This is a genomic window from Neoroseomonas oryzicola, assembly GCF_012163135.1.
GTDB lineage: Bacteria > Pseudomonadota > Alphaproteobacteria > Acetobacterales > Acetobacteraceae > Neoroseomonas > Neoroseomonas oryzicola.
In genome coordinates this window covers 976,689-991,598 of sequence record NZ_JAAVUP010000002.1, presented here as the reverse complement: position 1 = coordinate 991,598, position 14,910 = coordinate 976,689, and the positions used below count along the sequence as shown (strand labels likewise).

The following is a 14,910-nucleotide window of genomic DNA, read 5'->3' as shown; positions in this document are numbered from 1 at the left end:
GGACCGCGGCGGGCGCCCAGTCCCGGCCCATGGACCAGCCCGCCCCGCGCCCGAAGCTCGCCGAGACCTTCATCCACCCGAGCGCGAAGCTGCGCGAGGCCACGATCGGCGCGTGCTGCGAGATCCTCGAACGCTGCGCGGTCTCCTACGCGACGCTCGGCGACTACTCCTATCTCGGCCATGACTGCCAGGTCGCGGATGCCGAGATCGGCAAGTTCTGCGCCATCGCCGCGCAGGTGCGCATCGGGCCGCCGAACCATCCGATGGACCGGCCATCGCAGCACCGCTTCACCTACTGCCCCGAATACTACGACGCGACGAAGCAGCGCGACGCTGCCTTCTTCGCGGCCCGGCGCGCGGCCCGCACGCGCATCGGCAACGATGTCTGGATCGGGCACGGCGTGACGGTGCTCGCCGGCGTCACCGTGGGCGACGGCGCGGTGCTCGCCGCCGGCGCGGTGGTCGCGAAGGACGTGCCGCCCTATGCCATCGTCGGCGGCGTGCCGGCGCGCGTGATCCGCGCGCGCTTCCCCGCGGAGATCGCCACGCGGCTGCAGCGCATCGCCTGGTGGGACTGGCCCTTCGAGGCGATCATGGAGCGCCTCGGGGAATTCCAGTCAGGCGATGTCGCGGCCTTCTGCGACCGCTGGGATCAGCCGCGGTCGCCGTAGCCCTTGGGGTGCGCCTCGCGCCACGCCCAGGCGGTGCGGACGATCTCGTCCAGCGAACCATGCTTCGGCGTCCAGCCGGTCTCGGCGCGCAACCGGTCCGATGCGGCGACGAGGATCGCGGGATCGCCCGCGCGGCGCGGGCCCATGGAATGCGGCACCGGGCGGCCGCCGACGCGCTCCAACGCGGCGATCACCTCCTTCACCGACGCGCCAATGCCGCTGCCGACATTGTAGCGGCAGGAGCCATGCGTCTCGAGCCGCGCGAGGGCGGCGATGTGCGCCTCGGCGAGGTCGGTGACGTGGACGTAGTCGCGGATGCAGGTGCCATCCGGCGTCGCGTAGTCGTCGCCGAAGATGGTCAGCGCCGGGCGGCGACCGAGCGCGGCATCGATCGCGAGCGGCACCAGATGCGTCTCGGGGTCGTGGTCCTCGCCCGCCCGGCCGGCGGGATCGGAGCCCGCGGCGTTGAAGTAGCGCAGCGTGGCGAATCGCAGGCCGTGGATGCGCCCGGCCCAGGCGAGGCCTTCCTCGACCATCCGCTTGCTGTCGCCATAGGGATTCGACGGGGCGATGCGACAGTCCTCGTCGATCGGCACGCGATCGGGGTCGCCGAACAGCGCGGCCGTGGACGACAACACGAAGCGCAGGCAGCCGGCCTTGATCGCGGCATCCGCCAGGCGCAGCGAATGCCCGACGTTCTCGGCGATGTAGTGCAGCGGCTCGCGCATGCTCGCGCCGACGATGGACAGGGCGGCGAAATGCAGCACCGCATCGAAGCGCCAGGTGGCGAAGACCTCCGCGACGCGCTTCGTATCGGCCAGTTCGGCCTCGACCAGCGTCGCGGCCGACGGCACGGCCGCGCGATGGCCCTGGGTGAGATTGTCGAACACGACGACTTCGTGCCCGCGGTCGAGAAGTGCCAGCACCGCGTGGCTGCCGACGAAGCCGGCGCCGCCGGTGACAAGATAACGGGCCAAACCGATCCTCCGGGACCGCGATCACGATGACGGGCATTTCCGCCCCGCCGCCATCTGCTCTAGCAATCGGGCATGGGCAAGGCAGCGCTGGGCGCAATTCTTACGTTGATCCTCTCCGGCGCCGCGGCGGCGCAGGGGATCACGCGGGCGGAACTCTGGGGCGCGGTGACGGCGCCGGCGCCGGGACCGGCGCGGATCGTCGGCAGCGCGGGGCTCGGCTGCATCGCCGGCGCGGTGCAACTGCCCGACCACGGGCCAGGCTGGCAGGCGGTGAACACAGGCCGCAACCGGCACTGGGGCCATCCGGCGATGGTCGCCTGGCTGACCACCTTCGCGCAGCGGGCGCGCGCGGCGGGGTTCCCGGACCTTTGGATGGGGGACATTTCCCAGCCGCGCGGCGGGCCGATGAGCTTCGGCCATGCCAGCCACCAGATCGGCATCGATGCCGACATCTGGCTGGACCTGTCGGTGAAGCCGCTGCTGCCGACGGCGCAGCGGGAAGGTATCCAGCCTGCCTCCCTGGTGCTGCCGGACGGGTCTGGGGTCGATCCGCGGCGCTTCACCGAACGCCATGCGGCGCTGATCCGGCTGGCCGCCGAACAGCCCGGGATCGACCGCCTGCTGGTCAATGCCGCGATCAAGCGGGAACTGTGCCGCCGCCACGCGGGCGAGCCCTGGCTGCGGCGCGTCCGGCCCTGGTGGGGCCACGATGCCCACATGCATATCCGCCTGCCCTGCCCCGCCGGCCAGGCGGAATGCACCGGCGCGCCGCCGCCCCCGCCGCCGGGCGACGGCTGCGATGCGAGCCTCGACTGGTGGTTCTCGGCCGAGGCACGCGCCCCGCGCCCGCGGCGCCAGGGCCCGGCGCCGCAACTGCCCGCTGCCTGCGCAGGGGTGCTGAACGCGCGCTAGGCGCCTACCAACGCCGCGCCGGCCCGCAATCGAGGTGGACGAAACCGTCGCGGCGATAGAGCCCGACGCCCCCGATCTGCATGTCCGCCGCGAGCCGCGCGATGGCGATCGCCTGGCGCCCGGGCAGCCGCACATCGGCGGCCATGCCCGACATGTGCAGCGACACGCGGGAGACGCGCCGCGACTGCCGCGCCCGGGCGGCATTCGTCTCGGGCGCCCGGTAGCCGCTGATCACCTCGAAGGATTCGTCGGAATCGAGGCGCGTCGCGACGACGTTCAGCACGTCGAACAGGCGGGGATCCATCGGCGTCGTCTCGTCCATGGACGGGTCGCGCAACACGACGTCGAGGCGCCGCAGCGCATCGCGGTCGTAACGGCCGTCGCGCCAATAGACGCCTTCGAAGGATTCGCCGGTCTGCACCCGCTTGATGCGGACGACACGGGTGCCGCCCATCTGGGCCTGCACCGCGGCGGGGGTCACGGCCAGGGCGGCAAGCCCGCCCAGCGCCGCCTTGATGACCTCACGCCGGTTCGGCGCGCCCGGCGCACAGCACGGGCACGCGAACGGATGAAACAGCCTCGCCATGGGTCAGCGGAGCGCGGTTCCGCGCTGCGCGCCCCCTTCGGCGGCCGCGAGCCGCTGCGCCGGCGCGCGTTCCATCGCGCGGGCGTAGTCGGCATCGAGGCCATAGATGTCCTGGCGCATGATCACTCGGCCCCCTTCCACGATGGTGGTCGTGTAGTGCAGCCGCACGGGGATCGAGCGCGCGATCGGCGTGCTCGCGGTACGGCGGCTGGCCAGGACCTGGTCGACCCGGGTCCTGTCCCACCCCGTGGTGCCCGAGAGCGCCTCGGAAAGCAACTCCATGGGCCGTTCGAGCCGGATGCAGCCCGAGGAGAAGGCCCGCTGGCCCCGCGTGAACAGGTGCCGGTCGGGCGTGTCATGCATGTAGATGTCGTCGCCGTTCGGCATCACGAACTTGATGCGGCCGAGGGCGTTACGATCCCCCGCATCCTGGCGGATGTAGTAGGGGAAGTTGGTCCGGGTGTAGGCGCTGAAGTCGACCGTCGAGGGATCGACCTCGACCACCTCTCCGTCGACGCGCTGATACAGCCGGAAGCCCGCGGATTGCACGGCGGCGGGATTGCGCTGCAGGCGCGGCAGCAGGTCCTCGCGCGCGTTGCGCTCCGGCACGCCCCATTGCGGGTTGAACTGCACCGAGGTCATGCGGACGTTGAGCATCGGCGTCTGGCGGTCCCGCCGGCCGACGATCACCGCCATGTCGCGCACCACCCGGTCGCCTTCCAGAAGGTGCAGCCGGAAATGCGGGATGTTCACCTCGATGCGCCGTTCCGTGGCGGGCGCCGGCGTGCCGCGACGCATGTCGAGCGCGACGCGCAGCTGGGCGATCTTCTCGTCGACGGACTGGTTCAGCGCCGTCCAGGTGATGGCACCGATGCGGCCGTCGGCCTCGAGCCCTTCCTGTTCCTGGAAGGCGCGCGCGGCCGCCTGGAGCTGCGCGTCGTAGACCGGGCTGGTCGCCGAGGCCCCCTGCATCACCGCCGGATCGACGAAGGCGAGGCGCGCGCGCAGCTGCGGCACGCGCACCGGGTCAGTCGCGCCGGGTTCGAGCGTCCGGGTGCGGTCCCCGGTGATACGCGGCCAGCCGCCGGCGGCGGCGAGCGCCCGGTAGCGCGCCAGTTCCGCCTTCAGCGCCCGGGCATCGGCGGGCAGCACGGAAGCGCGGTCGATGACCTCGGCCGGCTCCCGCGCCGTGGCGAGGTCGTTCACCCAGGAAGACAGGCGCACCGAGGCCGGGTCGCGGCGCAGGTCCACGCGGCCGCGGATCTGCGCGACGCGGCCGAGCAGCAGGTCCTGCATCGCGGCCTGCGCGGCGCGCATCGTCTCGGCGCGGTAGCGCGCGGGATCGCTGGCGGCGAGGTCGGCGGCCGGGATGTTGTACCAGCGCGGGTCGAGACCATCCTCCTCGAGCCGCGCCAGGCGCTCGGCCAGGCGGGCGACGGCGGCGGGGGAGACCGCCTCGGTCGCAAGGACGGCGGCATCGCCCCCGATCGCCTGGGCCTGCGCGGGCAGGACGGCGAAGGTCGTGGCGGACAGTATCGACAGGGCAAGGACAGCGCGCATGCGGATTTCGTAAGGCGCGGACGTTGAAAAGCCAAGAATACGATGCGCCCGCGGAGTGTTATGGCGCACTCTGTTGCAAGGATTCCGCACTCGCCGCCAACATCCCGACCGTGACGGGCTTGTAGGGCGCCCGCGGGCGCAGCGGCGGAACCTCCTGGGGGGCGAGACCGCGAACCTCGGCGATCAGGGCGGCGACGGTGGGGGCGCAAACCCGCCCCTGGCAGGGCCCCATACCGCAGCGGAGATAGGCCTTGAGCTGGTTCGGCCCGGTCGCGCCAAGGGCGGCGGCGCGGCGGATGGCACCGGCCGTCACCTCCTCGCAGCGGCAGGCGATCGTCTCGTCGGGCGGGGTCAGGACCGCATTCGGCGGGGCGTAGAGGGCGTCCAGGAAGGGCCGCAGGGCCAGCGCGGCCCGCCGGGCGGCGAGCGGCGCGGCAATCTCCCGCGCGAAGCTGTCCTCGGACAGCGCGCCGAGCCGCCGGGCGGCATCGAGGGCAGCCAGGCGGCCCGCCGCGGCGGCGGCCTGCCAGCCGCCGATGCCCGCCCCGTCCCCGGCCACCGCGACGCGCGCGGACGACGTCGCGCCGAAATCGTCCGCCACCGGCCGCCAGCAGGCCTGGTCCGCGTCCCAGGCGTGGTCGAGGCCGATGGCGCGCGAGACATGGGTCGAGGGGATCACCCCCTCATGCAGCAGCAGCGTGTCGCAGGGGGCGGAGCCGCCCTCCCAGGCAACCCTTTCGACGCGGTTGGCGCCCTCGGCGCGCAGGCCCCGCACGCCGCGGATCACGCGCACGCCGCGCCGCCGCGCCTCGGCCATCAGGGAGAGCCCCTTGGCCAGCAGCCCGCGCCCGGCCACCAGGCCGCCGCCGGCCTTGGCCAACGCGGCGGCGATAGACACCGTCCGCGTCTCGAGCACCAGCGGGGCCACACCGGCGCGGGCGAGCTGAACCGCGAGCAACCAGACCAGCGGCCCCTGCCCCGCGAGCACGGTCGGCCCCACCGGCACCGCCCCGGCGGTCTTGAGCAGGATCTGCGCCGCCCCCGCGCCCATCACGCCCGGCAGCGTCCAGCCCGGGATCGGCACCGGGCGTTCCTGCGCGCCGGTCGCGAGCAGGACGCGCCGCGCGGTGACCGTCTCCGTCGTGCCGGCGGCGGCGAGCGACAGCACGCCCTCCTCCGGGTCGAGGTGCCACAGCGTCGTCGCGGCACGGTAGTCGGCGCCGCAGCCCCGGAAGGCGGCGATCAGCGGCAGGCCGGGCATGATGTCGGGTCCGACCGCTGGGTCGGGCGCGCAGGCCTCGGCGGCGCGGAAGACCTGGCCGCCGGGGGCGGCGTTCTCGTCGACGACGAGGACGATGAGGCCTTGGAGCCGTGCCTCGACCGCCGCGGCCATGCCCGCAGGCCCGGCGCCGATGACGGCGAGGTCGAAATCGCTCACCGCAGCGCCTCCCGCGCGCCGTGCTGGCGCGCGATGCGCATGCCGGGGACGACCGTCACCATGCAAGCCTGGCGGTTCGGGATGCCGTCGATCTCGGCCAGGCAGTCGAAGCAGACGCCCATCTGGCACAGCGGCAGGCGCGGGCTGCCGGTGACCGGCGTCTCGCGGATCGCGGGCAGGCCGGCGAGCAGCACCGCCGCGGCGGCCGTCGCACCCTCGGGCACCAGCACCGGGGTGCCTTCGACCAGCACCTCCACGGTCGCGGGCCGGACCTCAGGCCGCGCGCGGAACATCGAAGCGCTTCGCCGAGAAGGGGTCGAGGGCGGGATCGAGCGCGCCACGCGCGATCATCGGCGCGAGCAGCCGCGCATGGGCGCCGGCCAGCGTGACGCCGGAATGGCAATTGGCCGTGAAGGCACCGGGGAAGCGCTCCGACTGGTCGTAGATGGGCAGGCCGTCCGGGGCCATGACGCGCAGAGCCGACCAGGCGCGGACGATGTTGAGTTCGGCGATCCAGGGGAAGGACAGCGCCGCGCGCTGCGCGATCTGCGCCATCACCGGCGGCGACTGGCGCGTGTCGAAGCCGACCTCCTCCATGCTGTCGCCGAGCATGATGGTGCCCTCCCCCGTCTGGCGGATGGTGGTGCAGGGCATGGGCAGGACGGTGCGGGCGCGCTCGGTTACCAGGACCTGGCCGCGCTGCGGGCGCACCGGCGTGTTCAGCCCGAAGACCGGCGCGAGGTCGGCATTGCCGAGGCCCGCGGCGAGGACGATGCGTGGCGCGGCGAAGGTGCCGGCCGCGGTCTCGACGCGGAAATCCTTCGGCGCGGCGGTGCCGCCGGTGACCTTGGCATTGGGAACGTAGGCGCCGCCGGCCTCGGTGAAGGCGCGGTGCAGCGCCTGCAGCAGCGCGAGCGGGCTCGCATGCCCGTCATAGGGCGACCAGGAGGCGCCGACGACGGAAGGGCCGAGGCCCGGCAGCATCTCCGCCAGTTCGTCGCGGCGGATCATGCGGTACTCGAGGCCGAAATTCCCGGCCTCGACCTGCATCTGCGCCATGCGGCGGCCGCGATCCTCGAATTCCTGCTCGCTGAGGCAGAGATGCACACCACCGGGCTGCTGCAGCGCGGTGTCGATGCCGGTGCGCGCGGCGAGGTCGGCGGCCAGCCCCGGCCATTCCCCGGCCGAACCGCGCGTCCAGCGCTGGTACCAGGGCGCGCCGAACCCCTTCGACTGCACCCAGACCAGGCCGAAATTGCCGCGGCTGGCGCGGAAGGCAATGTCGCCTTCGTCCAGCAGCACGGTGTCGAGCCCTTCGCCGCGCAGGCCGTGCGCGATGGCCGCGCCGACGAGGCCGCCACCCACCACGATCACGTCGCTGCCGCGCGTCTGCATGCCCGCATGGGACGGCGCCATGGCCGGGCCGTCAACCAGGGCCCATGCCCGACGTTCCATTGGCAGGTCTTCGGCCCAATTTCGGCCGCCCTTCGGGACCTTCCGGCAGGTCCGGCGCGACGCTGCACGCGGTCCCGAGGGAGATGCGTGCCATGCCCCTTCCCGCCTGCCTCGCCGCTCTGGTCCTGCTGATGGACAGTTCGGGTTCGGTCTCCGAGGCCCATTTCCGCGCCCAGCGCGAGGGCACCGCCGCGGCCTTCGAGCACAGCGACGTCGTCGCGGGGCTCGAGGCCTCGGACGGCATCGCCGTGATGGTGGTGGATTTCGCGCAGGTGCCGACCACGCGCCTGCCCTGGACCATGGTCCGCACCGCCGAGGAAGGCCGCCGCTTCGCCGAGGCGCTGCGCGCGACGGGCCGGCTGGGTCATCCGCTGTCCACCGCGATCGGCGATGCGTTGCTGCATGCCGGCGCGGCGTTGCGCGAGGCGCCCTGCGAGCCCGAACGCAGCGTCATCGACATCTCGACCGATGGCTACGAGACGGCCGGGCATGTCGCGGCGGCGCAGGCCCGGGCCGTCCTCGCCGCGCAGGGCGTCACGATCAATGCCATCGCCTTCAGTTCCATCGACGACCCCGAGACGGCGCCGGAGGACCCGGCCACGCTCGCGGGGATCGAGGACTGGCTGCGCGAGCATGTGGTCAGCGGGTTCCTGCGTTCCTCCACAGCGCCCGGCGCCTACGCCGACGCCTTCCGGGCCAAGCTGACGACCGAAATCGCGCTCCGGATCCCGGGGCTTCCCGGCGGTTGACGCCGCCGGGCCGCGGCGCGAGCCTCCTTCGCCCCTGCCGGAGGACGCCATGAGCCCGCTCGACGCCCCGCGCGACCCGCGCAACAGCGACCTCGAGGCCGCGCTGGCCGAGGCGCGCGAGGCCTATGTCGCCGCCCGTCCGAAGAGTGCCGCGATCCACGCCAAGGCGCGCGAGGTCATGCCCGGCGGCAACACCCGCACGGTGCTGTTCTACACGCCCTTCCCCACCGCCATGGTGCGCGGCGAGGGCACCACCGTCTGGGACGCGGACGGGCACGCATACCTGGACCTCTGCGGCGAGTATTCCGCGGGGCTGTTCGGCCATTCCGAGAAGCGCATCCTCGATGCCGTGAAGGCGGCGATGGATCGTGGCATCAACCTCGCCGCGGTGGGCGAGAAGGAAGGGATGCTCGCCGCACTGATCTGCGGGCGCTTCCCCTCGGTCGAGCAGGTGCGCTTCACCAATTCGGGGACCGAGGCGAACATCATGGCGCTGGCCGGCGCGCGTGGCTTCACCGGGCGCACCGAGGTGATGGCCTTCCGCGGCGGCTACCATGGCGGCGTCTTCACCTTCCCGGTCGGCGTGCCGGTCTCGGCGGTGAACCTGCCGATCCCGATGCGCTTCGCCGACTACAACGACCCGGCGGGCGCCGCGGCGGCGATCCGTGAGGCCGGCGACAAGCTGGCCGCGGTGATCGTCGAGCCGATGCAGGGATCGGGCGGCTGCATCCCCGCGACGCGGGAATTCCTCCAGGCCCTGCGCGACGCGACGAGGGAGACCGGCGCGCTGCTGATCTTCGACGAGGTGATGACCAGCCGCCACGGCTATGGCGGGCTGCAGCAGCGCATGGGCATCACGCCCGACATGACGACCTTCGGGAAGTATATGGCGGGCGGGATGTCCTTCGGCGCTTTCGGCGGGCGGCGCGACGTGATGGCTGTGTTCGACGGCCACAAGCCCGGCGCCCTGCCCCATGCCGGCACCTTCAACAACAACGTGCTGTCCATGGCCGCGGGCTGCGTCGCGATGGGCGAGATCTTCGACGAGGCGGCGGCCGAGGCGCATTTCGCGCGCGGCGAGCGGCTGCGCGCGGCGCTGAACGCGGTCTGCGCGAAGCATGGCCTCGCGATGCATTTCACCGGCGCGGGGTCGATGCTGAATCCGCATTTCCGCACCGGGCCGGTCACCGCGCCCTACAAGGCCGCGCCGGCCGAGGAGCAGATGCGCGAGCTGTTCTTCTTCGACATGCTCGCGGCGGGGATCTACCTCGCCCGCCGCGGCATGGCGGCGCTGATGCTGCCGACGACCGACGCCGATTGCGACCGCTTCGTCGCCGCGGTGGAAGAATTCTGCGCCGCGCGGAAGCCGGTGCTCACGGCAGCCTAGCTACCGCCCCCCGCCCACGGGCAGGCAGGCCGCCGCGACATAGGACGCGGCGTCCGAGGCGAGGAAGAGGATGCATTCCGCCACTTCCTGCGCCGTGCCGCCGCGCCCCATCGGCACGCCGGCCGACAGCCGGGCGACGCGATCCGGCGCCCCGGCCGCGGCGTGGATCTCGGTGTCGATCAGCCCGGGATCGACGGCGTTGACGCGGATGCCCTCGGCTGCGACCTCGCGCGCCAAGCCGACCGTCAACGTATCCACCGCGCCCTTGCTCGCGCCGTAATGGACCCATTCGCCGCCGCCGCCGATCTCGGCCGCGCGGGAGGAGACATTGACGATCGCGCCGCCCTTTCCGCCGCGCTTGATCGACATCCGCCGCACCGCCTCCCGGCAATGCAGCGCCACGCCGACGACATTGGGCGTGAAGACGGAGACCCAGTCCTCGAGCGTGCTGTCCGCCAGCAGCCGGCGCGGGCCGGTGATGCCGGCATTGTTCACCAGCACGTCGATGCGGCCGAAGGCCTCGTCGATCCGGTTGAAGGCGGCGAGAATGTCGCTTTCCGATCCCGCATCGCCCTGCATGAGGATGACGCGCGCGCCCGCCGCCTCGCAGGCCCGCGCGGTCGCCTCGGCGCGCGCGACCTCGCTGCGATAGGTCAGCAGCAGGTCGTAGCCGCGCTGCGCGGCCAGGACCGCTGTTGCCGCGCCAATCCCGCGCGAACCGCCCGTCACCATCATCACGCGCCGCGTCATGCGTCCCTCCATCCCGATCTTGCGCGCATCTTTGCGGAAGCGGCGCGCGCTGTCAGCCCGCGTGGCTTGCCGGGGCGTCGCGCGCGGGCAAGCATGCGCCGCCGAGGAGACGCCCGATGGACCTGCCCGCCCCGCAATCCTATTCGCCCGAGTCCTTCCGACCGCTCACCTTCCACGATGCGGTGCCACGCTTCCGCGACGGGTCGGACACGCCGCGCGCCTATCTGGAACGATGCCTCGAGACCATCGCCGCGCTCGAGCCGCAGGTGATGGCCTTCGTCAGCCTGAACGAGGCCGGGGCGCGCGAGGCGGCGGACGCCTCGACGGCGCGATATCGTGCCGGCGCGCCGCTCTCGCCCATCGACGGGCTGCCGATCGGCATCAAGGACCTGCTCGAGACGCGCGACCTGCCGACCGAGATGGGCAGCGCCTTCTACAAGGGGAACCGGCCGGGCCGCGATTCCGCGCTCGTGCAGGCGCTGCGCCAGGCCGGCGCGGTCATCGTCGGCAAGACCGTCACGACCGAGCTCGGCATGTCGCATCCGGGGCCGACGCGGCATCCCTTCGACCTGCGGCGGACCCCGGGCGGATCATCCTCCGGTTCAGGTGCGGTCATCAGCGCGCGGATGCTGCCGGCGGCGATCGGCACGCAGGTCCTCGGCAGCGTCATCCGCCCGGCATCGTTCAACGCCAATTGGGCGCTCAAGCCGACGCAGGGCGGGATCAACCGCGGGGAACGCCAGGGCTTCAGCCAGTCGACCGTCGGCATCCATGCCGGCTCGGCCGAAGACATGTGGCAGATCGCCGTCGAGATCGTGAAGCGCGTCGGCGGCGATCCCGGCGCGCCGGGCATGTATTTCACCGGGGAAGCGCCGCCGCCCGCGTTAAGGCCCCGCCGTCTAGCGGTGCTGGAGACCGAGGGCTGGGCCGTCGTCGAACCCGCCGCCGCCGCGGCCTTCGAACGGGCGCTCGACGCGCTGCGCGCCCAGGGCGTCGAGGTCATCCGCCGCGGCGACCATCCGCTGCTCGAGATGCTGGAACAGCGCGTCATAGGCGCGATGGCGCTCGCCACCGATGTCTGCGCCTATGAGAGCGCCTGGTCGGTCGCGAACATGATGGCGAAGAACCCGGACGCGCTGAGCGCCAGCCTGAAGGCACGCTTCGAGCTCGGCTGCTCCGTCACGCTCGCGCAATACCGCGCGCGGCTGTTGCAGCGGGAGGAGATGCGCCGCGCCCAGGCCGCGCTGGCCGGCGAGGTCGACGCCTTCATCGGCCTGCCCGCCTGCGGCCCGGCGCCGCTTCCCGGCGACACCGGCGGTTCGACCAACCGTATCCTGCACACCACGGGCAATCCGATCATGAACACGGCCTCCTCCGGCCTAGGCTGCCCGGTGGTCACGGTGCCGCGGATGGCGGTCGAGGGCATGCCGCTCGGCCTCGCCGTCACGGCCCAGCCGCACCAGGACGAAAGGGCCACGGCGATTGCGCGCTGGATCGCGGACGCCATTCCGCCGATCATCGCCTGAACGCGTGCGGAGGAAACCATGAGCGAGATCGACGTCACCGACGATGCCGGGCTGCGGACCATCCACATCAACCGCCCCGACAAGAAGAACGCCCTGACGCGCGCCATGTACGCCGCGATGGGGGAGGCGCTGCGGGAGGCCGCGACGTCGCCCGCCGTGCGCGTCGTGCTCATCACCGGCGGATCGGCCTGCTTCACCTCGGGCAACGATGTCGGCGACTTCAAGGCGCGCGGGGACCAGGCGGCGGACGTGCCCTCCCCGGCGCGGGAGTTCCTCGCCGCGCTGCGCGAATGCCCGAAGCCCGTCGTCGCCGCGGTGGCGGGCTACGCCATCGGCATCGGCACCACGCTGCTGCTGCATTGCGACTTCGTCTATGCCGCGGATACCGCGGTGTTCCGCATGCCCTTCGTGGATCTCGGGCTATGCCCGGAAGGCGGGTCGTCGCTGGTGGTGCCGCAGCGCGCGGGGCAGCTGCTCGCGAACGAATTGCTCATGCTGGGCGAGGCCTTCACGCCAGAGACCGCGCTGCGCGCCGGCATCGTGAACGCGGTGGTGCCGTTGCCCGACCTGTTCCACACCGCGGGCGCCGTCGCGCGCAAGCTGGCCGCCAAGCCGCCCACCGCCATGGCGACGACCAAGCGCCTGCTGCGCCAGGCCGAGGAATCCCGCCTGACCGCCCACATGACCGAGGAATTCGCGAAGTTCGGCGCCCTGCTGCGGGGCCCCGAGGCCGCGGAGGCCGTCGCCGCCTTCCAGGAGAAGCGCAAGCCGGACTTCTCCCGCTTCCTCGCGGCGGAATAGCGCGCATGTTCCGCGACGGGCTCTTCGCCGGCAGCCGCGTGCTGGTCACCGGCGGCGGCACCGGCCTTGGGCGCATGATGGCCGAGCGGCTGCTCGACCTCGGCGCCGCGGTCGAGATCTGGGGGCGGCGCGGCGAGGTGGTGCAGGCCACCGCCGCCGAGATGAACGCGAAGCATCCCGGCAAGGCGAGCGCGCGCGCCGTCGACATCAAGGACCCCGAGGCGGTCGAGGCCGCGGTCGCCGCCATGTGGGCCGAAGGCCGGCCGGCGACGCACCTGATCAACAACGCCGCCGGGAATTTCGTCAGCCGCACGGAGGACCTGTCCCACCGCGCCTTCCACGCCATCGCCGACATCGTCTTCCACGGCACCTTCCAGGTGACGCAGGCGGTGGGGAAGCGCTGGATCAAGGACGGCACCGGCGGCGCCGTCGTCTCGATCATCGTGACCTGGGTGCGCACCGGTGCGCCCTTCGTGGTGCCCTCGGCCATGTCCAAGGCGGGCATCGACGCGATGACCAAGTCGCTCGCGGTGGAATGGGGGGGCTACGGCATCCGGCTCAACGCCATCGCGCCGGGCACCATCCCGACCGAGGGGATGTTCGCCCGCCTGCGCCCCGGCGAGAACAACCCGGCCGAGCGCGCGGCAGCGAAGAACCCGATGCGCCGCGTCGGCACGCCGCAGGACATCGGCGACATGGCCGCCTTCCTGCTGGCGCCGATCTGGATCAACGGGGAGACCATCGCCCTTGACGGCGGCAACTGGCTGACGGCGGGCGGCGGCTTCCACGACTACCTCTCCTGGGGCGACGCGGAATGGGACGAGGCGCGCGCCCGCATCAGGGCGCGCAACGAGGCCGACAAGGCGAAGCGCGGATAGACATCAACCGGTCCGGCAGGTGCATCCCGCCGGCGGATGGAGGAGCGAGCATGAAGATCACACGCTGGATGGCGGCCCTTGCCGCCGGACTGGGGCTCGGCTTGGCCGGGCCCGCCTTCGCCGGCGCTACCCTCGATGGCGTCAAGAGCCGCGGCGTCCTCGCCTGCGGCGTCAATGTCGGCGTCGCCGGCTTCTCGCTGCCGGACAGCCAGGGCGTCTGGCGCGGCATGGATGCCGATCTCTGCCGCGCCGTCGCGGCCGCGGTGCTGGGCGACCCGAACAAGGTCCGCTTCGTGCCGCTGACCGCGGTGCAGCGCTTCACCGCCCTGCAATCGGGCGAGATCGACGTGCTGATCCGCCAGACCACGCTGTCGATGACGCGCGACACCACGCTCGGCCTGCGGCTGACCATCGCGAACCTCTATGACGGCCACGGCTTCATGGTGCGGCGCGACGCCAACATCACCAACCCGCGCGAGATGGATGGCATGACCATCTGCCTCTCGCCCGGCACGACGAACGAACTCGTCACGACGGACTGGTTCCGTGCGAACAACCTGCGCTTCACCCCGGTGCTGCAGGAACGCATGCAGGACAATGCGGCCTCGCTGCAGGCCGGGCGGTGCGATGCGATCGGCACCGATGCGACGCAGCTCGCAGCCCTGCGCAGCCAGTTCACCAATCCCAATGACTACGTGATCCTGCCCGAGCGTTTCTCGAAGGAGCCCTACGGCCCCGTGGTGCGGCGCGACGACCAGGAATGGTTCGACGTGATCCGCTGGACGATTTCCGCGCTGATCAACGCGGAGGAACTCGGCGTCACCAGCCAGAATGCCGAGGAACTGCGCCGCACCAGCACCAATCCCGAGATCCGCCGCCTGCTCGGCGCCGATCCGCTGCTGGGCAACGCGCTCAAGCTCGACGCGGCCTGGGCCTACAACGCGATCCGCGCGGTGGGGAATTATGGCGAGCTATTCGATCGCACCATCGGCCCGAGCACCCCGATCGGCCTGGAACGTGGGCTGAACCGGCTGTGGACGAATGGCGGGCTGATGTATTCCTGGCCGATGCGCTGAACCGCGCATCGACGTGACTCGCCCCCGCCGCCCGGCGGGGGCCGGGCGGCGCCTATCCCGGACAGGTGAAGCGCCGTCCATTCCTTTGCGGTTGCATGCCGCGGCACGCACGGCGGATGATCCCCTCCAACCGGCAGGAACCGG

The 14,910-nt window shown here is 72.3% G+C and carries 15 protein-coding genes; 8 read left to right on the top strand and 7 right to left on the bottom strand.

The features are described 5' to 3' along the window. Nucleotides 1-29: 29 nt before the first annotated feature. Nucleotides 30-671, top strand: coding sequence for a DapH/DapD/GlmU-related protein (locus GWK15_RS11280; RefSeq protein WP_168041373.1), 642 nt, complete (start codon nucleotides 30-32; stop codon nucleotides 669-671). Here GWK15_RS11280 and galE read toward each other — a convergent pair. After that, on the bottom strand, nucleotides 653-1,648 hold the full coding sequence (gene galE / locus GWK15_RS11275) for a UDP-glucose 4-epimerase GalE (RefSeq protein ID WP_168041372.1): 996 nt from the start codon (nucleotides 1,646-1,648) through the stop codon (nucleotides 653-655). The two genes, GWK15_RS11280 and galE, sit on opposite strands and share 19 nt — an antisense overlap. A 72-nt stretch (nucleotides 1,649-1,720) precedes the next feature. On the opposite strand from galE, the gene mepA reads away from it, so the two are divergent. Further along, a complete protein-coding gene (gene mepA / locus GWK15_RS11270) occupies nucleotides 1,721-2,560 on the top strand; it encodes a penicillin-insensitive murein endopeptidase (RefSeq protein ID WP_168041371.1) in 840 nt (279 codons plus the stop codon). Nucleotides 2,561-2,564: 4 nt separating this feature from the next. Here mepA and GWK15_RS11265 read toward each other — a convergent pair whose 3' ends face one another. The 5 genes from GWK15_RS11265 to GWK15_RS11245 are packed head-to-tail and all read right to left on the bottom strand — an operon-like array spanning nucleotide 2,565 to nucleotide 7,599. Continuing rightward, nucleotides 2,565-3,146, bottom strand: coding sequence for a DUF882 domain-containing protein (locus tag GWK15_RS11265; protein ID WP_168041370.1), 582 nt, complete (start codon nucleotides 3,144-3,146; stop codon nucleotides 2,565-2,567). A 3-nt stretch (nucleotides 3,147-3,149) separates the two neighbouring features. After that, nucleotides 3,150-4,706, bottom strand: coding sequence for a L,D-transpeptidase family protein (locus tag GWK15_RS11260; RefSeq protein ID WP_168041369.1), 1,557 nt, complete (start codon nucleotides 4,704-4,706; stop codon nucleotides 3,150-3,152). Nucleotides 4,707-4,764: 58 nt separating this feature from the next. Further along, a complete protein-coding gene (locus GWK15_RS11255; protein WP_338147234.1) occupies nucleotides 4,765-6,144 on the bottom strand; it encodes an FAD/NAD(P)-dependent oxidoreductase in 1,380 nt (459 codons plus the stop codon). Next, complete coding sequence (locus GWK15_RS11250; RefSeq protein WP_209442115.1) at nucleotides 6,141-6,437, bottom strand: (2Fe-2S)-binding protein; 297 nt, start codon at nucleotides 6,435-6,437, stop codon at nucleotides 6,141-6,143. Before GWK15_RS11250 ends, GWK15_RS11255 begins: the two co-directional genes overlap by 4 nt. Then, nucleotides 6,418-7,599, bottom strand: a complete 1,182-nt coding sequence (locus GWK15_RS11245) for an NAD(P)/FAD-dependent oxidoreductase (protein ID WP_245211521.1) — start codon at nucleotides 7,597-7,599, stop codon at nucleotides 6,418-6,420. The genes GWK15_RS11250 and GWK15_RS11245 overlap by 20 nt, the downstream gene beginning before the upstream one ends. A 92-nt stretch (nucleotides 7,600-7,691) precedes the next feature. Between GWK15_RS11245 and GWK15_RS11240 the strand changes: the two genes are divergently transcribed. Beyond that, nucleotides 7,692-8,348 carry a DUF1194 domain-containing protein gene (locus GWK15_RS11240; protein ID WP_168041367.1) on the top strand — a complete coding sequence of 219 codons (657 nt, stop codon included), beginning with the start codon at nucleotides 7,692-7,694 and terminating at the stop codon, nucleotides 8,346-8,348. A 49-nt stretch (nucleotides 8,349-8,397) separates the two neighbouring features. After that, nucleotides 8,398-9,735: an aspartate aminotransferase family protein gene (locus GWK15_RS11235; protein ID WP_168041366.1), complete on the top strand. Its 1,338-nt coding sequence runs from the start codon at nucleotides 8,398-8,400 to the stop codon at nucleotides 9,733-9,735. Here the strand turns inward: GWK15_RS11235 and GWK15_RS11230 are convergent, their stop codons facing one another. Beyond that, the gene (locus GWK15_RS11230; protein WP_168041365.1) at nucleotides 9,736-10,485 is read right to left on the bottom strand and encodes an SDR family oxidoreductase; all 750 of its coding nucleotides are present in this window, start codon (nucleotides 10,483-10,485) and stop codon (nucleotides 9,736-9,738) included. Between the two features lie 116 nt (nucleotides 10,486-10,601). Between GWK15_RS11230 and GWK15_RS11225 the strand changes: the two genes are divergently transcribed. The 4 genes from GWK15_RS11225 to GWK15_RS11210 are packed head-to-tail and all read left to right on the top strand — an operon-like array spanning nucleotide 10,602 to nucleotide 14,766. After that, complete coding sequence (locus GWK15_RS11225) at nucleotides 10,602-12,011, top strand: amidase (RefSeq protein WP_168041364.1); 1,410 nt, start codon at nucleotides 10,602-10,604, stop codon at nucleotides 12,009-12,011. Nucleotides 12,012-12,029: 18 nt separating this feature from the next. Then, nucleotides 12,030-12,812, top strand: coding sequence for an enoyl-CoA hydratase (locus GWK15_RS11220; protein ID WP_168041363.1), 783 nt, complete (start codon nucleotides 12,030-12,032; stop codon nucleotides 12,810-12,812). Between the two features lie 5 nt (nucleotides 12,813-12,817). Further along, the gene (locus GWK15_RS11215) at nucleotides 12,818-13,690 is read left to right on the top strand and encodes an SDR family oxidoreductase (protein WP_168041362.1); all 873 of its coding nucleotides are present in this window, start codon (nucleotides 12,818-12,820) and stop codon (nucleotides 13,688-13,690) included. Between the two features lie 50 nt (nucleotides 13,691-13,740). Then, a complete protein-coding gene (locus GWK15_RS11210; protein ID WP_209442114.1) occupies nucleotides 13,741-14,766 on the top strand; it encodes an amino acid ABC transporter substrate-binding protein in 1,026 nt (341 codons plus the stop codon). Nucleotides 14,767-14,910: the final 144 nt, after the last annotated feature.